The organism is Arthrobacter oryzae, assembly GCF_031454875.1.
GTDB lineage: Bacteria > Actinomycetota > Actinomycetes > Actinomycetales > Micrococcaceae > Arthrobacter > Arthrobacter oryzae_D.
Genome location: NZ_JAVDRQ010000007.1, coordinates 211,481 through 237,624, shown reverse-complemented (window position 1 = coordinate 237,624; position 26,144 = coordinate 211,481). Strand labels below are relative to the sequence as shown.

At 64.6% G+C, this 26,144-nt stretch carries 27 protein-coding genes and 2 pseudogenes; 15 read left to right on the top strand and 14 right to left on the bottom strand.

Annotated features, from left to right (window positions below):
• Positions 1-52: 52 nt before the first annotated feature.
• The 3 genes from J2805_RS14680 to hisC all read right to left on the bottom strand — a co-directional run bounded on the left by J2805_RS14680 (position 53) and on the right by hisC (position 4,659).
• Positions 53-1,840, bottom strand: coding sequence for a serine/threonine-protein kinase (locus tag J2805_RS14680; protein ID WP_309977441.1), 1,788 nt, complete (start codon positions 1,838-1,840; stop codon positions 53-55).
• A 256-nt stretch (positions 1,841-2,096) separates the two neighbouring features.
• On the bottom strand, positions 2,097-3,509 hold the full coding sequence (locus J2805_RS14675) for an amino acid permease (protein ID WP_309977439.1): 1,413 nt from the start codon (positions 3,507-3,509) through the stop codon (positions 2,097-2,099).
• A 40-nt stretch (positions 3,510-3,549) separates the two neighbouring features.
• Positions 3,550-4,659, bottom strand: a complete 1,110-nt coding sequence (gene hisC, locus J2805_RS14670; protein ID WP_309977438.1) for a histidinol-phosphate transaminase — start codon at positions 4,657-4,659, stop codon at positions 3,550-3,552.
• Positions 4,660-4,752: 93 nt separating this feature from the next.
• Here hisC and J2805_RS14665 point away from each other — a divergent pair, with 93 nt between their 5' ends.
• Both J2805_RS14665 and J2805_RS14660 read left to right on the top strand, forming a co-directional pair.
• Positions 4,753-5,256 carry an Lrp/AsnC family transcriptional regulator gene (locus J2805_RS14665; RefSeq protein WP_309977436.1) on the top strand — a complete coding sequence of 168 codons (504 nt, stop codon included), beginning with the start codon at positions 4,753-4,755 and terminating at the stop codon, positions 5,254-5,256.
• 120 nt (positions 5,257-5,376) lie between these two features.
• Positions 5,377-7,065, top strand: a complete 1,689-nt coding sequence (locus tag J2805_RS14660) for a thiamine pyrophosphate-binding protein (RefSeq protein ID WP_309977434.1) — start codon at positions 5,377-5,379, stop codon at positions 7,063-7,065.
• A gap of 94 nt (positions 7,066-7,159) precedes the next feature.
• Here J2805_RS14660 and J2805_RS14655 read toward each other — a convergent pair whose 3' ends face one another.
• Both J2805_RS14655 and J2805_RS14650 read right to left on the bottom strand, forming a co-directional pair.
• Positions 7,160-7,447 (bottom strand): hypothetical protein, encoded by a 288-nt coding sequence (locus J2805_RS14655; RefSeq protein ID WP_309977431.1) that lies wholly within the window; start codon positions 7,445-7,447, stop codon positions 7,160-7,162.
• A gap of 199 nt (positions 7,448-7,646) precedes the next feature.
• A pseudogene (locus J2805_RS14650) lies at positions 7,647-7,751 on the bottom strand (diacylglycerol kinase); the annotation flags it as partial.
• 171 nt (positions 7,752-7,922) lie between these two features.
• On the opposite strand from J2805_RS14650, the gene J2805_RS14645 reads away from it, so the two are divergent.
• The 3 genes from J2805_RS14645 to J2805_RS14635 all read left to right on the top strand — a co-directional run bounded on the left by J2805_RS14645 (position 7,923) and on the right by J2805_RS14635 (position 10,925).
• Positions 7,923-8,948 carry a DUF808 domain-containing protein gene (locus J2805_RS14645; RefSeq protein WP_309977430.1) on the top strand — a complete coding sequence of 342 codons (1,026 nt, stop codon included), beginning with the start codon at positions 7,923-7,925 and terminating at the stop codon, positions 8,946-8,948.
• Between the two features lie 265 nt (positions 8,949-9,213).
• A complete protein-coding gene (locus tag J2805_RS14640; RefSeq protein ID WP_309977428.1) occupies positions 9,214-9,576 on the top strand; it encodes a PadR family transcriptional regulator in 363 nt (120 codons plus the stop codon).
• Entirely contained in the window at positions 9,573-10,925 is a 1,353-nt protein-coding gene (locus tag J2805_RS14635) for a permease prefix domain 1-containing protein (protein WP_309977426.1), read from the top strand. The genes J2805_RS14640 and J2805_RS14635 overlap by 4 nt, the downstream gene beginning before the upstream one ends.
• A 21-nt stretch (positions 10,926-10,946) precedes the next feature.
• Here the strand turns inward: J2805_RS14635 and J2805_RS14630 are convergent, their stop codons facing one another.
• A complete protein-coding gene (locus J2805_RS14630) occupies positions 10,947-12,023 on the bottom strand; it encodes a class I SAM-dependent methyltransferase (RefSeq protein ID WP_309977586.1) in 1,077 nt (358 codons plus the stop codon).
• Between the two features lie 387 nt (positions 12,024-12,410).
• Between J2805_RS14630 and J2805_RS14625 the strand changes: the two genes are divergently transcribed.
• The 8 genes from J2805_RS14625 to J2805_RS14590 all read left to right on the top strand — a co-directional run bounded on the left by J2805_RS14625 (position 12,411) and on the right by J2805_RS14590 (position 18,113).
• The gene (locus tag J2805_RS14625) at positions 12,411-13,367 is read left to right on the top strand and encodes a lipid kinase (RefSeq protein WP_309977425.1); all 957 of its coding nucleotides are present in this window, start codon (positions 12,411-12,413) and stop codon (positions 13,365-13,367) included.
• A 184-nt stretch (positions 13,368-13,551) separates the two neighbouring features.
• Positions 13,552-13,890, top strand: a complete 339-nt coding sequence (locus J2805_RS14620; protein WP_309977423.1) for a hypothetical protein — start codon at positions 13,552-13,554, stop codon at positions 13,888-13,890.
• A 16-nt stretch (positions 13,891-13,906) separates the two neighbouring features.
• Positions 13,907-14,416 carry a hypothetical protein gene (locus J2805_RS14615; protein WP_309977421.1) on the top strand — a complete coding sequence of 170 codons (510 nt, stop codon included), beginning with the start codon at positions 13,907-13,909 and terminating at the stop codon, positions 14,414-14,416.
• 196 nt (positions 14,417-14,612) lie between these two features.
• A complete protein-coding gene (locus J2805_RS14610; RefSeq protein ID WP_309977419.1) occupies positions 14,613-15,434 on the top strand; it encodes an alpha/beta fold hydrolase in 822 nt (273 codons plus the stop codon).
• Positions 15,435-15,475: 41 nt separating this feature from the next.
• Complete coding sequence (locus J2805_RS14605) at positions 15,476-15,982, top strand: methyltransferase family protein (RefSeq protein ID WP_309977417.1); 507 nt, start codon at positions 15,476-15,478, stop codon at positions 15,980-15,982.
• Between the two features lie 105 nt (positions 15,983-16,087).
• Positions 16,088-16,612 carry a hypothetical protein gene (locus tag J2805_RS14600; RefSeq protein WP_309977415.1) on the top strand — a complete coding sequence of 175 codons (525 nt, stop codon included), beginning with the start codon at positions 16,088-16,090 and terminating at the stop codon, positions 16,610-16,612.
• A 148-nt stretch (positions 16,613-16,760) separates the two neighbouring features.
• Positions 16,761-17,114 (top strand): hypothetical protein, encoded by a 354-nt coding sequence (locus J2805_RS14595; protein ID WP_309977413.1) that lies wholly within the window; start codon positions 16,761-16,763, stop codon positions 17,112-17,114.
• A gap of 105 nt (positions 17,115-17,219) precedes the next feature.
• Positions 17,220-18,113, top strand: coding sequence for a potassium channel family protein (locus J2805_RS14590; protein ID WP_309977410.1), 894 nt, complete (start codon positions 17,220-17,222; stop codon positions 18,111-18,113).
• Between the two features lie 112 nt (positions 18,114-18,225).
• On the opposite strand, the pseudogene J2805_RS14585 reads toward J2805_RS14590, so the two are convergent.
• The 6 genes and pseudogenes from J2805_RS14585 to J2805_RS14560 all read right to left on the bottom strand — a co-directional run.
• Positions 18,226-18,666, bottom strand: a pseudogene (locus tag J2805_RS14585) (GNAT family N-acetyltransferase); the annotation flags it as partial.
• Between the two features lie 109 nt (positions 18,667-18,775).
• Positions 18,776-19,465, bottom strand: a complete 690-nt coding sequence (locus tag J2805_RS14580; RefSeq protein ID WP_309977408.1) for an excalibur calcium-binding domain-containing protein — start codon at positions 19,463-19,465, stop codon at positions 18,776-18,778.
• Between the two features lie 55 nt (positions 19,466-19,520).
• Positions 19,521-20,789 carry a GmrSD restriction endonuclease domain-containing protein gene (locus J2805_RS14575; RefSeq protein ID WP_309977406.1) on the bottom strand — a complete coding sequence of 423 codons (1,269 nt, stop codon included), beginning with the start codon at positions 20,787-20,789 and terminating at the stop codon, positions 19,521-19,523.
• A gap of 352 nt (positions 20,790-21,141) precedes the next feature.
• Positions 21,142-21,579, bottom strand: a complete 438-nt coding sequence (locus tag J2805_RS14570; RefSeq protein ID WP_309977404.1) for a hypothetical protein — start codon at positions 21,577-21,579, stop codon at positions 21,142-21,144.
• Between the two features lie 145 nt (positions 21,580-21,724).
• Positions 21,725-22,072, bottom strand: a complete 348-nt coding sequence (locus J2805_RS14565) for a DUF6176 family protein (RefSeq protein WP_309977402.1) — start codon at positions 22,070-22,072, stop codon at positions 21,725-21,727.
• 91 nt (positions 22,073-22,163) lie between these two features.
• Positions 22,164-23,201: a helix-turn-helix transcriptional regulator gene (locus tag J2805_RS14560; protein WP_309977400.1), complete on the bottom strand. Its 1,038-nt coding sequence runs from the start codon at positions 23,199-23,201 to the stop codon at positions 22,164-22,166.
• A 120-nt stretch (positions 23,202-23,321) separates the two neighbouring features.
• On the opposite strand from J2805_RS14560, the gene J2805_RS14555 reads away from it, so the two are divergent.
• A complete protein-coding gene (locus tag J2805_RS14555) occupies positions 23,322-23,720 on the top strand; it encodes a DUF1304 domain-containing protein (protein WP_309977397.1) in 399 nt (132 codons plus the stop codon).
• A 123-nt stretch (positions 23,721-23,843) separates the two neighbouring features.
• Positions 23,844-24,482: a hypothetical protein gene (locus J2805_RS14550; RefSeq protein WP_309977394.1), complete on the top strand. Its 639-nt coding sequence runs from the start codon at positions 23,844-23,846 to the stop codon at positions 24,480-24,482.
• A gap of 115 nt (positions 24,483-24,597) precedes the next feature.
• Here J2805_RS14550 and J2805_RS14545 read toward each other — a convergent pair whose 3' ends face one another.
• Positions 24,598-24,978 (bottom strand): VOC family protein, encoded by a 381-nt coding sequence (locus tag J2805_RS14545; protein WP_309977392.1) that lies wholly within the window; start codon positions 24,976-24,978, stop codon positions 24,598-24,600.
• A gap of 224 nt (positions 24,979-25,202) precedes the next feature.
• Positions 25,203-26,135 carry a 3,5-dioxohexanoate:acetyl-CoA acetone transferase gene (kce, locus tag J2805_RS14540; RefSeq protein ID WP_309977391.1) on the bottom strand — a complete coding sequence of 311 codons (933 nt, stop codon included), beginning with the start codon at positions 26,133-26,135 and terminating at the stop codon, positions 25,203-25,205.
• Between the last annotated feature and the right edge of the window lie 9 nt (positions 26,136-26,144).

The following is a 26,144-nucleotide window of genomic DNA, read 5'->3' as shown; positions in this document are numbered from 1 at the left end:
CTCGGCTGTTTTCTCGTCGACGGCAGGGGGGCGGCGGCCGTTTCGTGGCCTCCTATATCTCGCGGAGGCCTAAGACTTTGGCCAGTGTGTTGGGGATGTCGAAGGTTGGTTCCCAGATGAGTGCGACGAGGTCGTCATACGCATCTTCCGGTCGCAGCAGATCGAGCACATCGCCCTCGAACACATGGTCCGGAGCGGCAACGGCGAGCGCCTGCTCACGGAACAGCTTGTACTCATCACGTGATCGGAAGTGGATCGAGTACCTTCCGTCGGATTGTTTCGCGTATGAAACATCCCATTTATTCTTGAATTCCTCGAGTATGGGGCCGATGCTCTCTGCCTCATCAGATTGGTCGAAGAGGTCGGCACCGAGGGTTTTTCGATAGGAGTTATTCAGATCAGTTTCCTCCCAGTGGACGCTCACCTGGCGTTCGAACGCGACTCGTTGAAGGTTCTGCGGAGACATTTCGAAGTGGTCGCTCTTGAGATACCATCTCACGCTGCTGGCAATCCAGATGATGGGGGCGTCCACGAGATTACTATGAAGCGATCCGTTTCCTGAGTAGGGCGTGATAGTCAGTTCCCGACGGGCCCTTTCTATGATTTCTTTGCAGTGGTAGTCCTTGCAGAACCGGAAGTAGTTAGCAGCCATATGTGGCAGCCCGGCCCATATGGAGTTACTCGCGAGCGGGTAGTGACGCTGTATGGCTTCGAATTCACTTTGGAGCTGCGCCTTGAGCGGGGAGATCACCAAATTAAGGTCGGACTCGCTCCAAGTGCTCTTAGCTTCGTACTCGAACTTGGCCTTGCACATCGAGTACAGCATTGATTGGACGCAGCCGTTGTACAGCTCATCAGTTACGCGATAGCTGATTTCGCAGTGGTAGCTCTGGTTGTAGCGCGATAGTTCCTCGTCGGTGGCTCGCTCGAAAATGTACTTGGCAGACAGGACATCCATGCCAGCCCGCTCAAGGATTCTGTTTGCCTCCTGGAAGTTTCCGCTGTTTGGCGCGTCGCTCTGTCGAAGTTCGTCCACGATTTCTTCGATCTGAGAGCCGACCTGCTTGCGGATCAGGTTAAGAGAGTCTCGTGCGGCTTGGACCGTGATGCGTTGCGTTTCGTCCTGAAGCATCATCCTCTCGACGAGTAAGTCGAGGTTGGAGAGAAACGGGTATATATCCCCTACCCGCTGATGCCGAGCACCGCGAGAGTTCTGCTTAGTAAAGACTTCCGTGATTATCAGTCCGAGCGCGAAAATGTCCGCAGGCTTCCCGACGCCTTTGGCGTTATTCTTCACCATCTGCTCCGGCGCCAGATAGTTGCGATTGACCAGCAGGTCTCCCTTCTGGGTCAGAGACGAGTTCTTGAAGTGTGCGATCCCAAAATCCGCCAGGACCAATCGTCCATTCGCACTGTCCACGAGGATGTTCTCGGGCTTGATATCCCGGTGCACAATGCCTTGATCATGCACATAGGCGAGACCATCACAAAGCTGAGAGAGGTAATCGAGAAGTACCAGATAATCCGATTCCTCCTCATCGATGACCTTGCGCAGGCTTTGCGGATACAAGTCCATCGTGTAGTAAAAGTAATCATCGTCCTCGAACTGCGCGTGAATTCTCACAACATGATCGTTCTTCGATGCCATACCGAACGCGATCTCCCGACGAAATCGCTTGTTGCGGTCTGACTGATCAGACCTCTCGATTTGCTTGAGGGCATACACCTTGTCATCCGCCGAGGAGAGCACCTTCCAGACCTTGGCTGCCCCTCCTTGTCCGTGCTTGGCCTTGACTGTGTATGAAACACCATCGATCTCTAAAACTTTCCCGATCGTCATAATGATCAGATTACTGAACTGGCGATTGGTGTTGCCGATACCACCACCACCGCTGGGCGATGGCTAGAGCATCACGGTGGACGGGGCCGCCGCAACCGTCACTTGGTGAGGCTGGTCTGCATTCCGGATTCCCGCCAGATCACCATTTCCGGTACACGTAACCCGTCAGCCAATGGCCAGCGAAGGGCGCGCCCGGTGATTGCCGGACGCGCCCTCCGTTCACGCAGACCCCGCGAAGCGGGATCAAAGCCCTAATTCAGTCGATGAGCACCGGCTCCTTGGCACCGTCCGAAGCCTCAACACGGCCCGCAACTTTCCCCTTCCGGTGGTGCACCCAGCACCCCACCGCCAGTAGCACCACGAGCGCGAAAGTGCTGAGGAGCTGAAGGCGGGAATCCTCGCCGATGAAGCCCACCGTGAAGATCGCCGCGAGGATGACCAGGCCAAACACCGTGAGCCACGGGAACCCGGGCATCCGCAGGGGAAGCTCCGGTCCCTCGCGGTCCGCGCGGAGGCGTAGCGCGAGCTGGGCCAGGAGCGCGGACGTCCACACCAGCAGGCAGGTCGAACCCACGATGTTGAGCAGGACGGGAAGGACCTTCTCCGGGAAGGCCAGCTCCAGCACCACCGTGACAATGCCGAAGGCGACGCTGGCCAGGACTGCGATAACCGGGACCCGGGCCTTGGACACGGAAGCGAGCAGACGCGGCGCCTCACCCCGCTCCGCGAGGGAGTACGCCATCCGGGAGGCACCATAGAGGTTGGCGTTGAGGGCCGAGAGCAGCGCTGCCACGGCCACCAGCGTGATGGCGGTGGCCGCGCCCGGCATGCCGGCGGCGTCCAAGACTGCGGCGAACGGGCTCTTCAGCCCCGCCGAACCAACGGGAACCACAGCCGCGATAACGAAGATCGCACCGATGTAGAAGACCAGGATGCGCCACAGCACCGTCCGGACTGCCTTCTTCACGCTGCGTGCAGGCTCGGCGGTCTCAGCTGCCGCCACGGAAACGATCTCGGTGCCGCCGAATGCGAAAGCCACCACGAAGAGTGCCGTGGCAATCCCGGCGAAACCGTCGGGTGCGAAGCCGGCACCCGTGAAGTTGGACAGGCCCGGCGACTGGACGCCCGGCAGCCAGCCGAAGAGCAGGGCCGCGCCCACCAGGAGGAACCCGACGATTGCCGCCACCTTAAGCAGGGCGAACCAGAACTCGAACTCGCCGAAGTTCTTCACACTGGTGAGGTTCACGGCGGTGAGCACCACGATGAACACGAAGGCCATCAGCCATACCGGGAGCGCGGGGAAAATAGTGGCCAGCAGGCCTGCCGCACCGAGCGCTTCGGCCGCGATAACCACCACGAGCTGCAGCCACCAGAGCCAGCCCACCGTGGCACCGGCCACCGGCCCGTAAGCCTTGGCGGTATAGACAGAGAACGCGCCGCTGTCCGGATTGGCGGCAGCCATCTCACCAAGGGCCCACATCACCAGGATGATGAGCGTGCCGGCCACGAGGTAGGAAATCAGCACCGCCGGGCCGGCAGCCTGGATGCCGGCGCCGGAGCCGATGAACAGGCCCGCGCCGATGGCGCTTCCCAGACCCATCATCGTGAGCTGGCGGGGTTTGAGTGCCGCGCCCAGTGCGCGGCCAGACTTCATTGTCTGTTGTTCCATGGGGAGTCCTCTGGTTGTAGGTGGAACGGGTTGGTAAAGGTCAGTCGGTTTGTTCGGCTGCGTGCGCTTCCAAAAGCCGGAGCACACGATCGTTGGAGGCTGCGTCGGCAACGGTGATCCGCACGCCGTCGCCCTGGTACGCCCGGACCATGATGCCCGCGCGGTCGAACGCGTCCACCAGCCTCGCCCGGAGGCGGTCATCGGCACGGATCCACAGGAAGTTGCCCTGGCTCGGCTGCAGCTTCCAGCCCTGGGCCTCCAGCTGCGCGGCCATCCGTGTGCGCTCCTGCCTGACGGCGGCCACCCGGGCTTCCATCTCTTCCCCGGCGTCCAGCGACGCAATGGCCGCCTTCTGGGCCAAGGCGCTCACCGAGAAAGGAAGGGCTGTCCGGCGCAGTCCCTCGGCGATGGCCGGCGCCGCCACGGCGTATCCCACGCGCAGGCCGGCGAGTCCGTACGCCTTCGAGAAGGTGCGCAGGATGCAGACGTTCGGGTACTGGCGGTACAGCGCCAGGGAATCGGGGCCGCTGCCCGCTTCGGCGTATTCCACATAGGCCTCGTCGATCACCACGAGGATGTCGGAGCGGACGGATTGCAGGAAGGCCTCGATGCGTTCGTGGCTGATCGGCACGCCGGTCGGGTTGTTGGGGGTGCAGAGCAGGATCACCTTGGTGCGGTCGGTGACGGCCGCGGCCATGGCGTCGAGGTCGTGGCCCTCATGGTCGTCCAGCGGAATGCGGACCGGCCGGGCGCCTGCCAGCTCAACCAGGATGGGGTAAGCCTCAAACGAGCGCCACGCGAAGATCACTTCATCCCCGGCATCGCAAAGTCCGGTGATGATCTGTTGGAGGACGCCCACGCTGCCGGGTCCCACCGCGACCTCTTCGGCCGTGACGCCGAGGTGGCTGGCAAGCCGTTCGCGGAGTTCGACGGCGGCACTGTCAGGGTAGCGGTTCATGGTACCGGCCGCTGCGGCCACCGCAGCGGCGGCAGCGGGCAGCGGTTCGTAGTGGCTTTCGTTGCTGGCGAGGGCGGCAATGTCCACGCCGGCGCTGCGCCGGCCCGGGACGTAGGGCGGAAGTCCGGCCACCGCGCCACGAAGGGCGGGAAGCGCGGCGTCCGGTGCGGTCAGGATCTGATCACGGGTCATGAGCACTGATCATGATTGTGATCCGGCCCACAATGCAAGATACCCTCAACCCATTGGGACTTCTGCTCAACTTCAACTGTCTGTGGTGAAAATATGACCATCCCGAACCCTCGCACCCTGGATTCCCTCGACGGCAGGATCATCCTGGCCCTCGACAAGGATCCGGAAGCCAGCGCCCTGGCACTCTCCCGGACGCTCGGCGTCGCACGGAATACCGTCCACGCCCGGCTGGCACGGCTCGAGCGCAGCGGCGCCCTCCGATCCTTCAGCCGGAGGCTGGACCCCGCCGCGCTGGGCTATGACCTGATGGCCTTCCTCTCACTGTCCATCAGCCAGACCCGGACCGGCGCGGTGGAGGACGGGCTCGCCGCGATCCCGGAGGTCATCGAGGTGCACGCCACCACCGGGGACGCGGACCTCATGGCCAAGGTGGTTGCCCGCAGTACTGCCGATCTCTACCGCATCACCAACGAGATCCTGGAAATCGAGGGGATCCAGCGGACCAGCACCGCCATCTCCGTACTGGAACTCATGCCGCCCCGCTACGACGGCCTCCTGAGCCGGCTCTCCGAGCAGGAAGCCCGACCTTCGCACTAAGCGCGGGTGATGCACACCACAAGTGGGCATATTTTCAGTTGCGACTAGATTCCCCTGCCAAAAATCCCAACCAAATTCCACGCTCTTGCCTATCTGTGAACCAGCACACAAGATTCCTGCATGACTACTCTTACCGTCTCAGGCCGCGTGGCGCAGGTCCTCAGCAGCTACCTCACCGACGTCTTCGGCGTCATGGGCAACGGAAACGTCTACTTCCTGGACGCTGCCGAGAAGCTGGGCCTCCGCTTCTCCGCCGTGCGGCATGAGGGCGCCGCCATCGCCGCGGCCGACGCCTACTACCGCGCGTCGGGACGCCTCGCGGCGGGCACCACCACCTACGGCCCCGGCTACACCAACGCGCTCACCGCCCTGGCCGAGGCGGTCCAGGCGCAGATCCCCGTGGTGCTGGTCACCGGGGATGCTCCGAGCAGCGGCGCGCGGCCCCAGGACGTGGACCAGGCGGCCATCGCCGCAGGCCTCGGCGCGGCCACCTTCACCGTCACCCGCGAGTCCGCGGGCGCCATCACGCGGCAGGCGGTGGAGTACGCGCTCACCAAGCGGACCGCCGTCGTGATTGCCATCCCCTACGACCTCGCAGCACTCGAGGCTGCGGACGAGGAACTTCCCGCGCCGCTGGCACCGCCGGTGAGTGACGACGTCGACGGCGGCCTTGGGCAGGTGGCCCGCCTGCTCGCCGGGGCTAAGCGGCCGCTGATCCTCGCCGGCCGCGGTGCGCATCTCGCCGGCGCCGGCCCGGAGCTCCGGGAGCTCGCCGACCGCCTCGGCGCGCTGACCGCCGGAACGGCCTTGGCGTTCAACCTCCTCGAAGGCGACGGACACCTTGGCGTCGCGGGCGGCTTCGGCACGGACACCGCGGCCGGGCTCATGGGTGAGGCCGACGTGGTCCTCGTGGCCGGGGCAAGCCTGAGCCCCTTCACCATGCGGTTCGGGCACCTGCTCGGCCCGGACAGCACCGTCATCCAGATCGACACCGCCCTGCAGCCGACGCACCCCCGGGTGGACACGTTCGTCAGCGCGGACGTGAAGTCTGCCGCGGGACGCATCCTGGGAATGCTGGATGGCCCGGCCTCGCCGGACGCCGATCTCACTGACGCCAGCCGCGCAGAAGCCTGGCGTGCCGAAGCCCGCAAACGCCTGGCCGAAGGACCGGCGCACCACCCAGGCTCTGCCGAGACGCCGGACGGACGGCTGGACCCGCGCTTCCTCGCCAGGGCACTGGATGACGTGCTGCCGGGGCGCCGCACGGTGGTCCAGGACGGAGGGCACTTCATCGGCTGGGCCCCCATGTACTGGCACATCCCCAGGCCGCAGGACCTGGTCATGGTGGGGACCGCCTTCCAGAGCATCGGGCTCGGCCTTGCCAGCGCCGTCGGGGCAGCGCGCGCCGTGGAGGACGGCCGCACCCTGGTGCTGGCCTCGGGCGACGGCGGTTTCCTGATGGGTCTGTCCGACCTCGAATCGCTGATCACTGCGGCGAGCAGCGCCGTCGTCGTCATTTACAACGATGCCGCCTACGGAGCGGAGATCCACCAGTACGGTTCCCAGGGCCTGACCGAAAAGCCCATGCTGATCCCCGAAGTGGACTTCAGCGGCGTCGCCCGCGCGCTCGGTGCCGAGTCGGCGATCATCCGCTCGCTGGCGGACCTTTCCGCTCTCCAGGACTGGATCGACGACGGCGCCAAGGGGACCTTCGTGGCCGACTGCCGGATCACGTCGAGCGTCCGGGCCCCGTGGATGAGCGAATGGATGCAGGCCAAGCAGGAGGCGAAGGCGGCCGTGGCGGGGTAGCTGCCAGACTGGCACGAAAAAGGAGGCCGACGACGACACCCAGTGTCGCCGTCGGCCTCCTTTTAAGGTGCTATCCCCCGCAGGGCCGTGGACCCTAGGCCGCCGCTGGAAGCGTTACGTAGCTGCCCTCGATGACGCCGGCGGCAACAACGGGAGTGCCGTCTACTGTGACATAGCTGCCGCGGGTAACGGGGGGCAGGTTTCGGGCGCCAGCGACGGTGACGTAGCTGCCCTCGACGCCGGCGGGGACGCGGCCAGCGGGGAGAGTCACGTAGCTGCCGCCGCGCACTGCGGTGTCAGCGACAGTGATCCCGGTGGCGTTCATGAAAGTGGTTCCGGTGGTGGATGAGGAGGCTTCGGGGCGTTTGGTCAGCAAAGTCATGGGTTCTCCGTGGGGTTTCGGGATGAGGGCTGTACAGGTTCTTGTGCCGCTCAAGCAGGAGGGCGGTTGCGCGTTGTGTCGCTTGCCCCGCTGGCCCGGGTGTCTTCACCGGTGCGGTACTCAAGGGCTACGGCGGCCTGTATTTAATTTTACGGCTTAATGTGAGCTACTCAAATTAAGGTGGGGAGGCTCACGTTTAGGCAACCGTGTTGCCGCCGCCATAGTGCCGACCGTTGCCCACCGCTACCTGAAGCAGGTTTTCCAATTCCATCGGCTCGTGGTCGCCCTCGGGGAACTCATGGCGGCCAGCAGGGCTCCGTGGCTGAGCGAGTGGATGCAAGCCTCGCAGGCCGCGAAGGCCGCCGTGGCGGCCAGCTAATGCCCGCCGTCGATATACTCCAAACATGCCAATCACACGCCTCGACCTAGGCCGCCAGATTCAGCCGTCCACCCTTGAGCAGCACGGGGACGATCTGTGAGCGGCGGTCTCGTCGCCCTGCTGGATGACGTCGCAGCCCTTGCCCGTATAGCAGCCGCCTCGGTGGACGACGTCGCTGCCGGAGCGGCCAAAGCGGGAGCCAAGGCCGCCGGCGTGGTGATCGACGACGCCGCCGTCACCCCGCAGTACGTGTCCGGCGCGGACCCGTCACGCGAACTGCCGATGATCAAAAAGATCTTCTGGGGATCGCTCCGGAACAAGCTGCTGATCATCCTGCCGGCCCTGCTGCTCGTCAGCGCCTTCGTCCCCTGGGCCATCCCGTTCATCCTCATGCTGGGCGGCACCTACCTTTGCTACGAGGGCGCCGAAAAGGTCTGGCACAAGCTCCGCGGCCACCACACCGCAGAGGAGGATGCGCCGGCGGTTGAACGCGGTCCGGAGGCTGAGGCCAAGGTCATCAAGGGCGCCATCACCACCGACTTCATCCTGTCCTGCGAGATCATGGTCATCTCGATGAACGAGGTGGCCCAGGATTCCTTGCTGTCACGGGCGATCATCCTGGTGGTCGTGGCCCTCGTGATTACGGTGGCCGTGTATGGTGCCGTGGGACTGATCGTCAAGATGGACGACATCGGGATGCACCTGGCCGCTAAAGATTCCGCAGGCTCCAAGCGCTTCGGCGAGCTGCTCGTCAAGGGGATGCCCGCCGTGCTGGCCGGGATAACCTTCATCGGAACGATCGCCATGCTGTGGGTTGGCGGCCACATCATGCTGCAGGGTGCCTATGACCTCGGCTGGCACGGTCCGTACGACCTGGTCCATGTCCTCGAGCACCCCTTCGAGGGGATCGCGGTGGTTGGCGGCTTCCTGGCCTGGCTCGTGAACACGTTGTGCTCGGCAGTCATCGGACTCGCCTGGGGCATCGTCGTCATGGCTATCGTGCACCCGCTGCTCAAAGCGCTGCCGTTCGGCAAGAAGAAGGGCGGGCACGAGGAGGGCGACATCCGCGCCGAACTTGCCGGCTACCGGCCGGCGAAACGTGACGCCGATCCCGCCCCTTAGCCCTCCTTTTTCGTCGAGCTGGCCGTGCGGGCGACCACCTTCATCCCTGCGAATCGCCGCGTTAATTCATGTTCCGTGCCAACGCCGATAGGACCCGCCGTGATGCGTCGTATCTCATCGACGCCGCTTTGCCATGCCTCGCGCTGACTCATAAAAGCCCCCCGCACGGGGCATACGAAGCGCCGACTCGGATATAACGACGCCGCCTGCCATACCTAGAACTGCTATGCTCCAATACCTCGCAGTTCTACGTATAGGAAGTGGCATGCGCATCGATAAGGACCTGGTGGCCGCTTCGGCAACCCCGCTGGTGCTGGGGATACTGTCGGAAGGCGATCTTTACGGCTACGCCATCCTCAAGCGCGTGGGCGAGCTGTCGGGCGGTGGCATGGAGTGGAAGGACGGCATGCTCTATCCGCTGCTTCACCGGCTGGAACGGCTCGGCTATGTGTCGTCGTCGTGGGCCATGTCCGAGGCCGGGCGCCGGCGCAAGCACTACGCGATCACGCCGGCGGGCCGGGATGCACTCGCCGACCGGCAGGAGCAGTGGGCAGTCGTCGCCGCGGCACTGCGCCAGGTGTGGCAGACGGCCCAACAGCCGCCCGCCCGAGCCGCGGGCTGGGCATGATGGAGCCGCACGCGGGACTGGAGGCCCAGATCGACCAGTGGCGCGGGTACATCAAGCATCGCCAGGCGATCTCCCCGGCAGACGTCGACGAGCTGGAGGACCACCTGCGCGAGCAGATTGCCGACCGCAAGGCGACCGGGCTCGACGACGAGGAGGCCTTCCTCGTTGCGATCAAGCGGCTGGGCAACCTGGACGCCGTCTCGCACGAATTTGCGCGCGAGCACTCCGACCGGCTGTGGAAGCAGCTCGTGCTCGTCCCTGAGCGATCCGGTGACGCCAGTGCACCGCCGTGGCGCGAGCTGGCGGTAGTCCTCGCGTTAGCCGTCGGGGCAGGCATTGCGGTCAAGGCCGGGCTGGCCTGGCTCGACGACGGCGCAGTACAGGCGCGCAACCTCGGCCTGCTGGTCTTCCCGTTCCTCGCTGGCTACCTCGGGTGGACCCGCCGGCTCACCCCGCGCGTGGCGGCAATGCTGTTCGTTCCCTTCGCCGTGCTGGCAACCGTGGTCAACGTCTACCCGTTCGTCCCCGGAGGTTCCACCGAACTGCTCGCCATCCTGCACGCCCCTGTGGTCCTGTGGCTGCTGGCCGGGGTGGCGTACGCCGGAGGAAGCTGGCGTTCGGACAGCCGGCGCATGGACTTCGCCCGGTTCACCGGTGAGCTCGCGATCTACTACACACTCCTTGCCCTGGGCGGGGCCGTCCTGGTGGGGCTCACGTTCGCGGCCATGCAGGTAGTCGGCGTCGACTTTGAACCGATCCTGGCGGAGTGGATCCTTCCGCTCGCCATGCCGGGGGCCCTTATCGTCGCCGCGTGGCTCGTCGAGGCCAAGCAGAACGTCGTCGAGAACATTGCCCCCGTTCTCACCCGCCTGTTCACGCCCCTGACGATCGTTATGCTGCTGACCCTCCTGGGCGTCTTCGCGGCGGCCGGCGGACTCGTTGACGTGAACCGGGACCTGCTGATCCTCATGGACGCGATCCTGGTGCTGGTCCTGTGCCTGTTGCTCTACTCCATTTCCGCCCGCGACCCGCTGGCAGCGCCCGGGCTTGCTGATGCACTGCAGTTGGTGCTCGTCGTCGCGGCCCTCGCGGTCGACGCGGTGACGCTCACCGCGATGCTGACCCGTATCGCCGAATTCGGTTCGAGCCCAAACAAGATCGCCGCCCTCGGCCTGAACCTCCTGCTGCTGGTGCACCTGGTCCGGGCAGCCTGGCTCGGCGTTGGATTCCTGCGCCGGCGCCGCCATTTCGCACAGCTTGAGCGTTGGCAGACGACGTACCTGCCGGTCTACGGCGTATGGGCCGCCATCGTGGTTCTGGTCTTCCCGCCAGTCTTCGGTTTCTCCTGATGCCACAGACCCCGCTGGCAACTACCGGCGAACAAGCCGCCACAGGGACGTGACCTCGGCTGCGCGCGCCTCGAACAGGGGATCGTCGCGGTCCGATGCCTTCGGATGCGTTGGCTTGGTGTCCAGCCGTTCCACCACTTTCAGCCCGGCCGCTGTGATGGCGGCCAGCAGATCCTCACGCGCCCGCAGGCCAAGGTGCTCGGCCAGGTCGGAGAGGACAAGCCAGCCCTCACCGCCCGGTTCCAGATGGTCGGTGAGTCCGTTCAGGAAGCGGAACAGCATCCTGCTCCCGGGGTCGTAGACGGCGCTGTCCAGGCTGGAATGCGGCGTGGCCGGAATCCAGGGCGGGTTGCACACGATGAGGGGTGCCCGCCCGGGCGGGAACATGTCGGCCAGGACGGCCTCAGCACGGTCCTGGACGCCGAGGTTCCGGAAATTCTCGGCGGCGCAGGCGATGGCACGCGGTTCATTGTCCGTCGCCACCACGCGGTGCACGCCACGGCGGGCGAGGACGGCGGCGAGCACCCCGGTGCCGGTTCCGACGTCGAACGCCAGCGTGTCAGAGGGAAGCGCAGCGGCGGCCACGAGGTCCACATACTCGCTCCGCGTGGGGAAGAACGTGCCATAGTGCGGGTGGATGCGGCCCTGCAGGGCATCGACGTGGACGCCGTTCCGCCGCCACTCGTGGGCGCCGATGGCCCCGACAAGCTCATGCAGGGACACAACGGAAGGTTCGCCGATTTCACCGTACGCTTCGGCGGCGGCCTGCCGGATGTCCGGTGCGCGGCGCAGCGGCACCGCCGGGCCCGGATCAAGAGGAATCAGCAGCAGGCCCAGAACGCGTGCCCTGTGCGAGCGGGACTGGCGGTGCCGGTAGAACTTCTCGGCCGGAGTTGTTGAGGTCTCTTTCTTTCCGGCGCCTATCCGCCGGTCCAGGGCGTTGAGGATCTGCCGCGCGTTGTGGAAGTCACCGTGCCAGAGCATCGCGATCCCCTGTGACGCCATCCGGTTCGCGTCATCGGCGGTGAGGGAGTCGGAGACCACTTCGACGCGTGTCGGCGCCGGCCGCCCATTCGCCGAGCGCCAGCGCGCAGTCATGTTGGCACCAGCCTCGAGCCAGGAAACGACGGCGGGATCATCCCCCGCGGCTGTGCGCGCGGGTGTGAGGGCCGGCGTCGGGAGTCCCACGGGAGCTGGTGTGTCGGTAGTGATAGGGATCCATTCCAAGCGTCAGGGGAGCCGATCGGCGACTGACGATTGCGGCGGTGATTCCACGACGTGGATGGTAACGGCCCATGATTCCGGACCGTCATCCGGCCGCGAACCGAGCGTGGTTGATGGCCGCTGTAGCCATTCAACCTGCATTGTCAGGATACAGGTGTGCTGTGGCCGCCGCCTGACCCGCCTTCGCCTGGCCCGCGCCATTCCTAGATCCCACCTAGTCCCCTTCGGGAATTCACAGGTCCGCCACCTAACATGTCCAGCATGAAAACTGCCCGAGACGCCCGCTCCGCCGCCGTAGTGATCAACGCCGGATCACGCCGAGGGGCGGCACCCGACCTTGCGGTGGACGCGATGCGCAAGGCAGGCGTGCCGATCTCCGTCGTGCACCACGTGCTGTCCGGGGGCGAACTGGCCGGGACGCTTGATCGGGTGCTTGCTGACGGGCACGACCTGGTGGTTGTCGGCGGCGGCGACGGGACCGTGTCCTACGCCGCCGGTCGCGTTGCCGGCTCGAACGTTATTCTGGGCGTTCTTCCGCTGGGCACCGCTAATGATTTCGCCCGCACGCTGGAGATACCGAGCAACCTGGCCGAGGCGTGCGCCACTGTCGCTGGGGGGAAGGTGGTGGACATCGACCTCGGCCGGGCCAACGGTGAGCCCTTTCTCAACGTCGCGTCCGTGGGCCTGTCGGTGGCTGTGACGGAGGCCCTGAGTCCCCGCTTGAAGCGGTACATCGGGCCGTTGGCGTACAGCATCGCCACGCTTCGGGCTTATGCCCGGCACAAGCCGTTCCGTGCCCGCCTCGAGTTCCCCGAGGGCGACCACGAGCCGATGGAGCTCGACAACCTGCTTCAGGTAGCGGTGGGCAACGGCCGGCACTACGGCGGCGGCAACACGGTCTCCCCCACCGCAGGGATCGATGACCACCTCCTTGACATCTACGCCATCCTGGCCGGCCCGCTGCGGGAGCACATGAGTATCGCACGGTTACTCAAGGACGGAAGCTTCATCGAACACGACAAGGTGTACCACCTGACCAGCCGGCATGTTCGGCTGGTCACTGAGCCGCCGCTGCCAGTGAACCTCGACGGCGAGATCGCGACCGCCACGCCGGCCGATTTCGCTGTCCAGCGCAACGCCGTCCACGTGGTGGTGCCGCAGAGCAGCACCAGCGCGTTGTTCGACGGACCGGGCGCCGCGGACTGGCCGTCCAGTTGAAGGCTCATTAGTCAGACTCCCCTATGCCGCTGCCCAACGGGGCCGCACGGTACGCCAGAAGAGCAGACCAGCAGGACTTGGGCGCCGGCGTCGGCCAGCTCCACCGGCTGACCCGCGACATGGCGGAGTCCTCGGACTGGTCAGGCGGGCGACGATCCACGTGTGGGCCGATAGGGTTCTAGACATGTCAGACAGCTCTGTAACACCACCGGCCAAGAGTCACTTCTCTACCCTTCAGAGGTGGATGATTGCTCTGTCCGTTCCGGTGGTGCTTGCCGTGCTCACCGTTCTGTTGCTTCCATTCGTGGAACAGGAGGACGAGGAAGTTGAATTGACCTACGGCGTGGAGATCACCGAGACGACCGGATCGCTTCTCAGTAAAAACATCATCTTTACTGATGATGACGGGAACCGCCTCAAGTGCCCGATGCCGAGCACGAGCGATCTCAAGAATAAAGCTCCTATGGAATGCAAGGACCGCAACGGAGCCATCCATACGATCGAAGCAATCAGGCCCGTATAGCCACCGAAAGGGACACATGAAAAGCGGCCTGATTGCAGCACTCTGCGCATTAGTCTTGGCACCAGCTTTGATCTCCTGTTTGCCAGTACACCGTACCGACCAGAGCGATACGTTGAGGGAGGTCAAGCCGATGATCAGCTCCGCCGTGGATGAAATCCAGGCAATGTTTCCAGAAGCATCCGTCCAGACCTCGGATAGCCCTGATGAGCTATCCAGCTGTTCGCGTCCCAAGGACAACAGCCATGACGGGGAGTGGAAGTCCGATGATATGACGTGGATTAAGCTCAGCGGCGAGGTGGACCAGACTCAACTTCTGGATGACATTCTCACGCATATGGCAGCCAAGGGGTGGAAGCCTGGTGATAACCACTTCACCAACGGTGTTGATCGACTCGAACTGGCGCATGCGGACGGCGGGTATATCTTCCTGTCCTTTGACGTGAGGTCATCAATCACCCTGGAAATACACTCCATGTCTGACTGCTACTACCTCCCGGACTACAGATATATGTCGGAGTTTCAGTAATGACTGAAGACTTCTAATTCATCCACGGTGCCCGGCGTATCGGATTATGTCGTGAATTGTGCTGCCGGCATTTCGCCGACGGCGCGCCGGGCCAACGCCGGACGCGCCTATCTTCGTCCCATTGCAGACGCTCAGAACCTCAGGGCATCAATGTTCACGCACCGAGCGCCTGCGGCACTCGGCGTACCCTGAGGCTATGGAATCCGAAGTCCGGAATCTCACCCTCCGAACCGGCATCAGAGTGCCGTGCCTCGTCCAGGGCGACCGTGACGCAAAGCCTGTACTGCTGTTGCATGCATGGGGCGAATCCCGCCGAAGCTTCGACCGCCTGATACCCCACCTGGCCGGCTTCAGACTTTATGCTCCGGACCTCCGCGGACAGGGCGAGGCCGACAAACCGGTGGACGGCTACTCCCTGGCGGAACAGGCCGAGGACGCCGCAGCGATCTTGGACGCCCTCAACGTTGCCCGGGCGTTCGTGGTCGGCTCCTCCAGCGGCGGCTATGTCGCCCAACAGCTGGCCGCCGTCCACCCGGAGCGCGTCGCAGCCCTCGTGCTGGTGGGCGCTCCCCTGAATCTGCACGGCCGCCCCGCCTTCGCCGACGAAGTGGACGCCCTCACCGACCCACTCGATGAGGGCTGGGTTAGGGAGTCCCTGACCTGGTTTCCCCTGCTACATGAAGTGCCCGAGTGGTTCATTGAGGACCGAGTGCGCGACGGGCTGAGGATGCCAGCCCATGCATGGAAAGCCATCCTCAACGGTCTGTGCGACGCCACGCCTCCTACTGAATCCGGGACCATCCGGGCACGGACGCTGATCCTCTGGGGCGCCCAGGACAACCTGCTCCCACGCGGCGACCAGGAAACCCTGGCCGCCAGGATCCCCGGCGCAGTGCTGACGGTCTACCCCGACGTGGCGCACGTGGTTCTGTGGGAGTGCCCGGAGCAGGTGGCCGAGGATGCGACGGCGTTCTTCCGCTCCATTGCTGACGTCCGCCAGTCGGGGGATGCCCTGTGACAGGCCGCCCTGCAACCTCGTTGGCGAGGCGGCTGCAGGAAGTGTACGAAAACCTCCCGGTGCCGGCAGGCCAAGCGATCGGGCTGGCCCTGGATGCCCTCCTCGCCAGGCTCCATCCGTTGCCGCTCCCCGGCTCCCGTTCACTCCACCGGACCGCGGGGCTGGGGCTGCTGTTCGCCGGCGTCGGCCTGAATGTTTGGGCTCTTGCTGAACGACGACGCCGTTCGGCGGGCCGTTTCGAGCTGGAGCGGCCGGAGGAACTGGTCACCGGCGGCCCTTACGCGTTCACCCGCCATCCCATGTATGTGGGCTGGTGGTTTATCCGCCTCGGCGCGGGAGTTTCGGCGGGTTCCGGGTGGGTCCTCGTGACACTGCCGCTCGAAGTGCTCGCAGAACACCCCGGCGTCCGTCGCGAAGAGGCAGCCCTGGCCGAGCTCTTCGGCCGGACCTACCCTGACTACGCGGAAATGGTTCCGCGCTACCTCGGGCTGCGGAGCAGCCTGTTGCACCGGAGCCTGCGGGATGGCCTGCTGTGCCGTCGCGGGTAGCTGCCGCGGGATGCCCGAGAGCGACTGGGATAGGCTCGCTCGGGACCGGAACAAGCATTGACTCTAACTTTCAGGGCGGGGAATTCATTGGATCTACTGGCCGGCATGAGCCGCGACGAACTCCGCATCTTTTCTTGGGTTGCCGCCGCCTTCTTCGCGCTTGTGGCCGGCCTCTGGCGTCCGCGCCGGCTTCATTGGACTGCCCTTGGCTCCGCCCTGCTCTTCGCGGCCCTCAACGCGGGTGCCGGAATCTACGTCCTGAACCACTTCAGTGACCCGCGCTGGTCCACAGGCGGAGAACCACCGCTGAGTGCTCCGTCGTTTTCCGGGACGCCTGTTGTGGGGCAATTCCTGGAACCCCTAGACTCCGCTCTGAACGGAGTGGTCGGCGGGGTGAACGAGTTCCTGGCATTCAAGCAGGCACTTCCCGTCGCGCTGGACTTCCTTGCCGTGTCCGGCTGGGCCCTGCTGGTAGCGTTCCCGATCGCCCTTCTCGCCGCCAGCATCAGTTACTCCGCGGCCAGGCGCCGCACGGCGGAATTCGAAAAATACCGTGCCACCGTTGACCTGCTCCAAGATGAGCTTGAGCAGGTCAAGCGGCAGATCTCGTCAGGGAATTCCGCCCTGTGAACACTGCCCCCCATCGCTGATGGATCATGACTGTGTGGCGAAAACCATGCGGTGGACTGGCAGTACTCACCATTAGCCACGGGAATACTAAGGGCCCTGTATATATAGACTGCTGTGGTACGTGCACCTCGACTATAAGGAGAAGTTCATGAGCTACAGCGGAAGTCCGTCCGAAAAGCCGATGGCAGCCGGTGACCTGGACCGCAGCCATATCGGTCAGACTGTGAGCTTTCAATCGAACGACTTCACGGTTGTCTTCGGAACACTCTCCGGCATTGCCCGGACGGAAGCCCTTGTGTACCTGTCCCTTCAGGGCGTGGGCGGCGGCACCCATCTGAAGGACGAGTACGACGTTCCCGTCGGCCAGAACGTCTACCTTCAGATGGATCCCCTGAGCAGCGCCGGGAAAACCCTCTCGGAGGCGGAACGGGTCATCAAGGAGAAGTTCGACGAGATCAAGAAGAACCTCCGGGACCGGGAACAGAAACCCGATTCCGAGTAACCGGCATTAGCTAGTGAGGAACCCCGCAGTGCCGGCACTGCGGGGTTCCTTTGTTTGTCACTGTGCCCATAGCGGGATGCCATGGCACCGCCCATAGGATGAACCATGGACTTCGAAGACACGCTCTGGACGGTTTTGGGCGCTGCGCTGGTTCTGCTGATGCTCGTTGACGTCTTTCGCACACTCCTATATCCGCATGGTTCCGGTCCTGTAGGCCGGGCGATTATGCGCGGATTCTGGCTGGTGTCGAGAAAACTGCGGGGCCGGGGCTCCTTCATCGCAGCACCTTTGGCCATGGCCGCGATCATTGGAGCATGGGCAGGCCTGGCGGCCATCGGCTGGGCCTTGCTGTACTTGCCCCATCTGCCGGCCGGCTTTATTCACGGCGCCGGGATTCCGCAGCGGGCCGATTTCGCCGAAGCGCTTTACATCTCCCTGGTCGCTCTTTCCACGGTGGGGTTCGGCGAAATCGTGCCCGGGCATCCGCTGCTCAGGCTGGTTGTGGCCCTCCAGTCCGTCACCGGTTTCGGGCTGCTGACAGCAACGGTCACCTGGATCCTGCAGATGTACCCTGCCCTGAACCGCCGCCGGGCCCTCGCCCACGAACTGAACCTGTTCCGGGAGGCTGCAGGCCCTGCGGGCGTCTCGTCGCTGGACCCCAAGCATGCCGCCGGGCTCCTGGAGTCGATGGCCGCAAACGTGGCCTCGGTAAGCATAGATCTGCTGGCGTTCCATGAAACCTACTACTTCCGTGAGGTCGAGCAGCGCGGCTCCCTGCCGGCCACGGTGGCCTACGCCCAGGAGCTGGCATCCCAGGCCCAGCGCAGCGAGAGCCCCGAACTCCAATTCGCCGGACGGATGCTTCACGCAGCGCTGGACGGACTCGCCGACGTCCTTCGCGGCAAATTCGGCCATTCAGGAACCACGTCCTCCGATGTGTTCGACAGCTACGAACTCCACCACAGGCACGTGCGGCGCGGGGAGCCCAACGAGCACTAGCCCGTTGTGTGATGACGCCCGGCTCAAAGCGCGCCAAGTCGATCCAGTAGCGCCGAAAAGACCGCCCGTTCCCGCCCATCCTCACGTCCTCCAGCAGGCCTCCACAACGCTCGATAGTCCTAGCTGACGCTGCATTTGCATCATCGCAAGTCAGGAGAACACGGTCTGGCTCCCCCTGCGCGGCCAACCGAGCGCACATTTCCTGCAGAGCCCACGATGCCGCCCCTCGCCCTCGGTCGGAAGGCCGAACCCCGTACCCGATATGCCCGCCCGAGTTCAGGAGGGCCGGCGTGAGGTAGTGGCGGAAGGCGATCGCCCCGACATACCGAGAGCCCTCTGTGATCCAGCGATAAGTGCAAGGAACAATACCGCCCGTCTCGGCGACTCGTTCCGCACCCGCCAGCTTTCGGACCCAGGCGTCGAACCCCTCGTGGCTGGTGATGTGGTCATCTGGAGTGAGCCCGGCACCGTCCTGGTGCGCGCCTTCCCACTCGCGGTTGGACTCGGCAAACGACGGGTAGAAGGAGGCATCGGGGGCAACCAGTTCGAACATGCACACGACTCTATACCGCGCTCAACTTTGTCCTTAAAGCCGTCTGCCGTGAATGCCCTCCAGCAATAGAAGGCATCCACGGCAGAACAGCTACTGCGGGAAGTGGCGACTAGTTCTCGCAGGCAACGCCGTCGCGATCGCGGTCAAGGCTGGTGCTGTAGCCGGGCTGACCGGAATACAGCGGCGCTGCTCCTGCGGCCTTTACTGCGGCACAGTTGGCGTAATACGCAGCCGCCGGTGCCTGCGGAGCAGCCTGTTGCACCGGAGGCTGCGGGACGGCCTGCTGCGCCGCCGCTTGTTCGGCCGCCAACTTCGCCGCAGCGGCAGCCGCATCCGCTGCGGCCTTGTCCGCCGCAGCCTTATCTGCCGCCGCCTTGTCCGCAGCAGCCTTGTCTGCTGCCACCTTGTCGGCGGCTGCCTTCTCAGCGGCAGCCTTGTCCGCTGCCGCCTTGTCGGCGGCGGCTTTCTCGGCCGCAATCACTTCAAGACTCTTGACGCCGAGTTTCACGGTGGAACCCTTGGCCGCCTGTGCGCCGTCCGCGGGGTCTTGGGACACAACCTGCCAGTTCTTCTTTGAAATGATCGTCTTCCCGTCCACGGTGTCCTCAGCCTTGACCTCGAACCCAAGATCCTTCAGCTGATCCGTGGCCTTATCCAGGGTCAGGCCCGTCACGCCCGGGACCGCGACGGTATCAGCAACCTCCGCAACAGCGGTCGCAGTTTCGATCGGCTGCGCGGCCGGCTTCTGGCCGCCGCATCCCGTCAGCATGAGCCCGGACAGCATTACTAGTGTCAACATCTTTTTCATTCTTCCCCCTTGGAAAGTTGTAAGTCTGTGGAGTGATGGAACTGGTCTAGCTCTCGCAGGCAATGCCGTCGGAGTCGCGGTCCAGTGCCGGTCGGTAGCCCGCTGAGCCGGCGTACAGCGGTGCCGCACCTGCGGCCTTGGCCGCCGTGCAGTTGGCGTAATAGGCGGCTGCCGGTGCCGGCGCAGCGGGTACCGGCACAACCGGTGCCGGAGCTGCAGGCACCGGGGCCGGAACAACCACAGCGGGAGCCGGGGCCACAACCGCCGGAGCGGGAACCTGTGCCGGAGCAGGCGCCACCACCGGTGCGGGCTCAGGAGTAGGGGCTGCCGGCGCCTGCTCGTTGGTCGGCGCCATCTGGCCGGCGCAGTCACCCAGGATCCTGGCCATCGCATCGTGCTCCGCTTGCGTAACCCACAGGCTGTACGTCGCCTTCACGGAAATCTGCCGGGCTACGTATTCGCACCGGAAGCCCTTGTTCGGCGGTAGCCAGGTGGCGGCGTCGCCGTCGCCCTTTTTCATGTTGGTGGGACCGTCCGTCGACTGGAGGTTCAGCGGATCGTTGGCGAACGCCGTCCGCTGTTCCGTGGTGAGCTGCTGCGCACCCTTCTGCCAGGCGTCGCTGAGGGCCACCACGTGGTCGATCTGGACCGCGCTGCTGGTGGCCGACCCGCGAAGGAAGCTGATGCTGGTGCCCGTGTACGGATCCGCCAGTGTTCCGGACTGGACCTTGCAGGGGATGCTGTTGGTGTAAGTGATGCCCGTGAGGTCGCGTTTCAGCATGTCGTTCCGGGTGTCGCAGCCGTTCCGGTCGACGTCGAGCCACGCCTGCCCGAATAGCGCGCGGTCATAGCCCGTCTTGGGCGCCCGGCCCTTGACGGGAAGGGTGGCCAGCAGGTCAACCGCCTTGGTGGAGAAGGCGGGCTGCGTCTTCGGAGCCGTCACGCTGACGCCTTGCCCCAAGAGATAGGGGCTGTCAGGATCCAGCGGCGCGCCCGCCTCCTGCGCGGTCGGAGCGGACGACGGCGTCGGCGCCGCTTTGGCGGTTGCGCTCGCTTGAGCGGAGGCCGGCGAGGCACTGCCCTCCGATGAGGCGGCCTGAAGGTCCCCCGCAGCGGTCCGCGGCAACGCGACGGCACCGCCGACAAACAGGGCAAAGGAGACGGCAAGGGCGATGGCCCCCGCCTTCCGCTTGGCCGGCAGCCAAGCCCAGGAACGGCGGCCCGTCGCCAGGACGTAGAGGCCCGTGAGTCCGACCGCGATGGCCAGGAAAACCAGCGCCCCACCCAAACCGCCGCTCAGGGCGCCGATAAGCATGAAAAGAGCCGTGATGGCGCCGACGATGAAAGTAGAAGAACGCGGCTTTTTTGGCGGCCGCGGTCCGGGTCCCCATTCCGGGCCGGTTGGTGCTGGACCCAATAGGGTCTCGTAGTTCGACATTCTTAATCCCCATTAATAAAGGCCCGGCTGGTAGCCGGGCCCTTTGCTTAAGCCGAAATGTTGCTAATCAGAAGCGTATTTCTCAGACGGCTGGCAAATGGTGCGTATGCGGAGATCCTCGGACAACCTTGAGTGAGTCTTGAGCCAGTCTTGAGAATGCCCGTCACACTGTGAATTCAATGGCGAAATACCTGCATGTTGTGCGTGAGTCGCGCGTTCCCTGCCAGCGCTATGAGCCGACGATGGCGTACTCGCCGCTCAGTTCCTTTGCCAGGCGTTCAATGTTCCTCGGCGACGGTTGGCCGGTTGCCAGTTCGCTGACGTCCACAACCATCCAGTTCTTCCCGTGGACGACATGGACTTTGCCCTGATTCGAGTCAGACAAAATCCGGTAGCTCTCGCGAAGGGCGTCCTGATCTGCATAAAGGTCTACCTGGACGTTTTCAAAGCACAGTTTCTGGGCTGAAGTCAGCCTGACGCCATCCCCCATGGGAACAACTGGCTCCCCGACAGGATCGGATTCGCAGTCCAGGATGTCATCGACTGCGGTATAGGCCTCATCGATGGAGCTGAACCCTTGTTGATTCTCGTCTCTCGGTTGATCTTGGGCCCCGCATCCCGTGAGCGGGACTGCTACAAGAAATGTGGCTACAGCAATATCTAGCAAACGCCTGTGTTTCGTCACTTTTACCCCCCGGTTATTGATCGCACTATTCCACATGCGTGCGGCCCGGTGAAGCCAAGCGCTACTACCTCCCTTGAAATGGCGCGCGCGTCCGCTGCCGCCGTAGCTGGCCCGGGCTAAGCGTGGCTTAGACCTCGTCGTTGTGATAGTCGACGGCGACGGTTGCCGGCGGCGGTCCCTGCAACATTTCCGGTGTCAGTCCATGGAGCTCCATAATTTGGTCCCGAAACCACACGTCGTAGGGATCGTCCGACTGGGCGAGCACCTGGAATGCCTTGGCGAGATCCTTGGCCTCTTGAAAGATGCAGGCGAAGTCCCCGCCCGGGGTTTGCATCAGGGATACGACTTCCCGAACTATTCCCATGCGCTTTCGCTGGCGGTCATATTCATCCCCCGTCTTCGTGCCCTCACAGAAGGCCTTCCAAGCCTCCAGCTTGCCGGGAAGAATCGGGGCGGACCAAACGATGCACTCCATGACAGTTTCCTTCCGTGCCGTAAGTTAGGGCCGATCCTATTTCTTTCGGGGGACGCCGTAAATGGTCTTTTGCCCCCTCCGGGGTGCCCGGCTAAACCAGCAGCTTCGCCACCAGTTCCCCGCGGCTGCCCACGCCCACCTTGCCGTAGAGCGCCTTCAGATGGTCGTGCGCCGTGTGCGGGGAGATGAACAGATTCCGGGCGATGTCCGCCGTCGTATTCCCGGACAGGACTTCCAGGCAGACATCCCGCTCACGGGCCGAGACTCCGTAGGCGGCCAGCAGGAGGCTGACGACGTCGTGCGAGCTGGCCGGCTCCACGGTGACCACCATCTGCTCCGGATCGTCGCCCGTAATGAGGCGGCTGGCCTGCAGCACCACCCAGTTGCCGCCGGCGTCACGCATCCTGGCCCGGGCGGTGCCGGAAAGGGCAGCGTGCGCCTGCGCCACAACGGAGTGCAGCGTCATGGCGAAACCACCCGGTGACCCATCCTCCACCTCGGCCAGCCACAGGACCGCAGCGGGAGTGGCCGCCCGCAGCTCGCCGTGGATCCCGGCGATCACGATCACCGGGCCATCCGCCACCGGCCGTGGTCCGCGTTGCACCCGCGCTGCCACCCGGGTGGCAGCCGCCAACGTGGCCGTGACGGCGGTGAGGAACTCCACCTCGCGGTCCGAGAAGTCCTGCCCGCCCTCCCGGAAAATACTGCCGACGCCCCAGCACGCCTCGTCCACCCGGAACGCCGCACGTAGTTCATGGTCCAGCCCCAGCGGCAGCAGAATGTCGTTGATACGGACGCTTCGGACCACGTCCCGGTGCGAGGCATCCGAAATCCGGGCCACGGGCCGCGGCCGCCGCAGCAGCTCCCGGAACGTGTTAGGTTCCTGCCCGGTGTATTCGGACTCGGCGAAGCGGGCGGCGTATTCGTCCGTCACCGGCCACGGCCGCCAGTTGGTCACGGACGTCATCCCCAGCGTGTCCGGGTCGACGCCGGCCCAGCAGCCCTGATCGAACGGCACCGACCGCCGCACCACCGCCAGCGCCGCGGCGTAGAGCTCGGCCAGGTCCAATCCGCCAGCGGCCAGGTCCGCGATGTCGCGGCGGGCACGCTCCGCGCGCTCCTCCCACATACCTCCAGTATCCGGCCGTCCCGCCGGACCGCAATCCCCCATACCGGGGATTGAACGGGTCTCCCGGAACCCCCGGTGAGGGGATCGCGGCGGCGCGCGCCGGCGTCGTACTCTTCCCTCATGAACGCCGTATCCCAGCTCTTCGCGGTGCTGGCCGCCCTGGTCTACATCGTGGTGTTCCCGCTGGAAAGCTTCTTCCTGCGGCACCCGGCAGCGCAGAAATTCCTCAGCACACCGGCGCAGAACGTGCCCGCCGTGATGATGTGGGCCATCCCCACCGGGTTCCGCAACCTCCTGATCGGACTGGGGAACATCGCCGGGGTGATGGCCGTGAACATGGGCCACGAGGTGGTGGGCTACACGCTGGTGATCTACTGCTGCGCGAACATGGTGCTCAGCGGCGCCACCATGGGGCTGGCGGACTGGCTGGGCCACTACCCCAGGAAGGGCGACAGCATCCCCGGCACCCTCGGCTCTACCGTTCCGCCGCTGATTGCGCTGGTGGCGTTGTTGTTCTGAACAGCTGGTTCTGAGCAAGCTGGCGCCGTCTTCGCCGGCGTGGCTTGGCGTCGTCGCCTCTGGCGCTGACGCCCACCAACCAGTCGACTCGGTAGGCGTGACGACACGTGCAAGTATTCACCTATGACTATCGATGGCGACACCGCCAAACTCCTGGCCTTCATTGACTCCCACGGCCTCGACGCCTCGACTGAGGTCAGCCGTGGTTGGGCTTCCATCGGAGCGATTATTGTCGATGCCTCCTTGCAGCGACGCCAAAATTACGAGGCAACCGTGAAGCCGCGCGTTGACGCGCTGATTGCCGCATGGCCAGATGCACAAACCACGAGTGGGTTCCGGAAACGTCTTGCTACCGGAACCCTCTCGGAGGTCATCGATTGGCCCTCGCCAGGGCGTCTTGCGCAGATAGACGACCTGACGCGTGTGTTTGAGGATCAGGGCATCGAAACCGTGGAGGAACTTCGAGCCAGGCTCACCGACCCAGCAGAAAGGCCGGCCTTTCGTGACGCCCTCGCAGCAGTACGCCATGTGAGTCCCAAGACCCTGGATTACATCGACACCCTGAGCGGACTCGCTACGGGGTTGACTACTGATGTGCGGATTCGGAGAGCAGCCGAGGCCGCCGGCATCGAGGACACCTCTTACGCCAACATGTCAGCCGTGATCCGCGCTGCTGCAGACTCACGTGGGTGGCGCGCTGACGACCTGGACGCTGCACTGTGGCACCTCGGCGTTGAGAGCGCCCGCGAATCATCGGCGTAAGGCCGGTACAAGGGTGAGGGAAGTGGAGCGGCGAGCGCCGACGTCGTCTTCTTTCTGAACGCCGCACCCCAGCGGTTGCAGCGCCCGCCGCCTTACTCCGCTTGGGGGTTGGTTGCTACGCCCGCTGGGAGATGTTGAGAATGTTCCCTTCGCTGTCGAGGAACCAGGCGGCCTTCCCCCACTCATTGGTGGCAATGCCGTTCTCCGTCTTCAGCCCGGGCTGGTCGTACTCTTCAAAAACGACGCCGCGGCCACGCAGCTCCTCCACCTCACGTTCGAGGTCATCCGTGGCCCAGCCCATCTGGGTGTTCTTTGCCGTCCCGGCATTCTCCGTCTGATAAACGAGGAAGCCCGTTCCGTGCCCCCCGCGGTAGATCAGGCTGTCCTCCTCGGCGGACTCGGAAGGTTCCAGCCCCAGCTTGTCCCGGTAGAAATCCTTCGCCCGCTTGATGTCCTTCGCCGGAAGGACGGCCATGATGTCTGAATCCGTGAGCATGATGAATTCCTTTGTGCATTGTTCCCGCGTTGGTGGCGATGCCCTCCCCCGGCAGCGGTTCCGGAACGTGTTCTCTCCCGTGGCCGCGTGGCCGCCCGTTCCGCCAAGTACCGAGGCAGCCAACTGGACTCTGCTGCGCCTCGCGACGCCAAGCATCGTCGGCGCGAGGGTCCCCGAAGCTTATGGGGACATTATGGAACCGATTCAGGGCTACGGAAATAGCGTCAGAAACCGACGTTGTCGCGGCCCTTGAGCTGCAGCATCTGCCGGGCTTCATCGGGGGTGGCGATCTCGAAGTTGAGGGCCTCGAGGATGGTCCGGATGCGGGTGACCTGCTCGGCGTTGGACGTCGCAAGCTGTCCCGGTCCGATCCAGAGCGAGTCCTCCAGCCCCACCCTGACGTGGGACCCCATGGCAGCCCCGATGGTGGCCAGCGGCATCTGGTTCTTGCCCGCCCCCAGGATGGACCATTCGTAGTCCTCGCCCAGCAGCCGGTCAGCAGTCCGCCGCATGTGCATCAGGTCCTCCGGGTGGGCCCCGATCCCGCCGAGCAGGCCGAAGACCGACTGCACGAAGAGCGGACCCTTGGCGAGGCCGCGGGCGTGGAAGTGGGCCAGGTTGTTCAGGTGCGAGATGTCGTAGCACTCATACTCGAAGCGGGTGCCGTTCTGGTTGCCGATGCCGAGGATGGTCTCGATGTCCTGGAACGTGTTCTTGAAGACCAGGTCGCGGCTCTTCTCGAGCCCCTCCCGCTCCCACTCGTGGCCGAACTCGGTGAAGCGGTCCAGCATCGGGTACAGCCCGAAGTTCATGGAACCCATGTTGAGCGACGCCAGCTCGGGCTTGAACAGGGCCGCGGGCCGCATGCGTTCCTCGACCGTCATATGCGGGGAGCCGCCGGTGGTGATGTTGATGACCGCATCCGTGTTGCGCTTGAGCTTGTCCAGAATCGGGGCAAAGTGCTCCGGATCCTGCGACGGCCGTCCGTCCCGCGGATCGCGGGCATGCATGTGTACGACGGCGGCGCCCGCCTCCGCGGCGCCGATGGCGGCGTCGGCGATTTCATCCGGGGAGACCGGCAGGTACTTGGACATGGACGGGGTATGGATGGCGCCGGTGACGGCGCTGGTGATGATGACCTTGCGGGCGTTAGCCATGGGGCGTCT

Excerpts from the sequence above, each read along its gene's own strand:
- J2805_RS14590 (WP_309977410.1), top strand. The coding sequence starts at position 17,220 with ATGGACTTCGAAGACACGCTCTGGACGGTTTTGGGCGCTGCGCTGGTT.
- J2805_RS14555 (WP_309977397.1), top strand. The coding sequence starts at position 23,322 with ATGAACGCCGTATCCCAGCTCTTCGCGGTGCTGGCCGCCCTGGTCTAC.
- kce (WP_309977391.1), bottom strand. The coding sequence starts at position 26,135 with ATGGCTAACGCCCGCAAGGTCATCATCACCAGCGCCGTCACCGGCGCC.
- J2805_RS14615 (WP_309977421.1), top strand. The coding sequence starts at position 13,907 with ATGAAAAGCGGCCTGATTGCAGCACTCTGCGCATTAGTCTTGGCACCA.
- J2805_RS14675 (WP_309977439.1), bottom strand. The coding sequence starts at position 3,509 with ATGGAACAACAGACAATGAAGTCTGGCCGCGCACTGGGCGCGGCACTC.
- J2805_RS14560 (WP_309977400.1), bottom strand. The coding sequence starts at position 23,201 with ATGTGGGAGGAGCGCGCGGAGCGTGCCCGCCGCGACATCGCGGACCTG.
- J2805_RS14620 (WP_309977423.1), top strand. The coding sequence starts at position 13,552 with ATGTCAGACAGCTCTGTAACACCACCGGCCAAGAGTCACTTCTCTACC.
- J2805_RS14640 (WP_309977428.1), top strand. The coding sequence starts at position 9,214 with ATGCGCATCGATAAGGACCTGGTGGCCGCTTCGGCAACCCCGCTGGTG.
- J2805_RS14635 (WP_309977426.1), top strand. The coding sequence starts at position 9,573 with ATGATGGAGCCGCACGCGGGACTGGAGGCCCAGATCGACCAGTGGCGC.
- J2805_RS14665 (WP_309977436.1), top strand. The coding sequence starts at position 4,753 with ATGACCATCCCGAACCCTCGCACCCTGGATTCCCTCGACGGCAGGATC.
- J2805_RS14625 (WP_309977425.1), top strand. The coding sequence starts at position 12,411 with ATGAAAACTGCCCGAGACGCCCGCTCCGCCGCCGTAGTGATCAACGCC.
- J2805_RS14610 (WP_309977419.1), top strand. The coding sequence starts at position 14,613 with ATGGAATCCGAAGTCCGGAATCTCACCCTCCGAACCGGCATCAGAGTG.
- J2805_RS14595 (WP_309977413.1), top strand. The coding sequence starts at position 16,761 with ATGAGCTACAGCGGAAGTCCGTCCGAAAAGCCGATGGCAGCCGGTGAC.
- J2805_RS14565 (WP_309977402.1), bottom strand. The coding sequence starts at position 22,072 with ATGGAGTGCATCGTTTGGTCCGCCCCGATTCTTCCCGGCAAGCTGGAG.
- hisC (WP_309977438.1), bottom strand. The coding sequence starts at position 4,659 with ATGACCCGTGATCAGATCCTGACCGCACCGGACGCCGCGCTTCCCGCC.
- J2805_RS14660 (WP_309977434.1), top strand. The coding sequence starts at position 5,377 with ATGACTACTCTTACCGTCTCAGGCCGCGTGGCGCAGGTCCTCAGCAGC.
- J2805_RS14655 (WP_309977431.1), bottom strand. The coding sequence starts at position 7,447 with ATGACTTTGCTGACCAAACGCCCCGAAGCCTCCTCATCCACCACCGGA.
- J2805_RS14545 (WP_309977392.1), bottom strand. The coding sequence starts at position 24,978 with ATGCTCACGGATTCAGACATCATGGCCGTCCTTCCGGCGAAGGACATC.
- J2805_RS14550 (WP_309977394.1), top strand. The coding sequence starts at position 23,844 with ATGACTATCGATGGCGACACCGCCAAACTCCTGGCCTTCATTGACTCC.
- J2805_RS14680 (WP_309977441.1), bottom strand. The coding sequence starts at position 1,840 with ATGACGATCGGGAAAGTTTTAGAGATCGATGGTGTTTCATACACAGTC.
- J2805_RS14575 (WP_309977406.1), bottom strand. The coding sequence starts at position 20,789 with ATGCTTATCGGCGCCCTGAGCGGCGGTTTGGGTGGGGCGCTGGTTTTC.
- J2805_RS14580 (WP_309977408.1), bottom strand. The coding sequence starts at position 19,465 with ATGTTGACACTAGTAATGCTGTCCGGGCTCATGCTGACGGGATGCGGC.
- J2805_RS14630 (WP_309977586.1), bottom strand. The coding sequence starts at position 12,023 with ATGACTGCGCGCTGGCGCTCGGCGAATGGGCGGCCGGCGCCGACACGC.
- J2805_RS14600 (WP_309977415.1), top strand. The coding sequence starts at position 16,088 with ATGAGCCGCGACGAACTCCGCATCTTTTCTTGGGTTGCCGCCGCCTTC.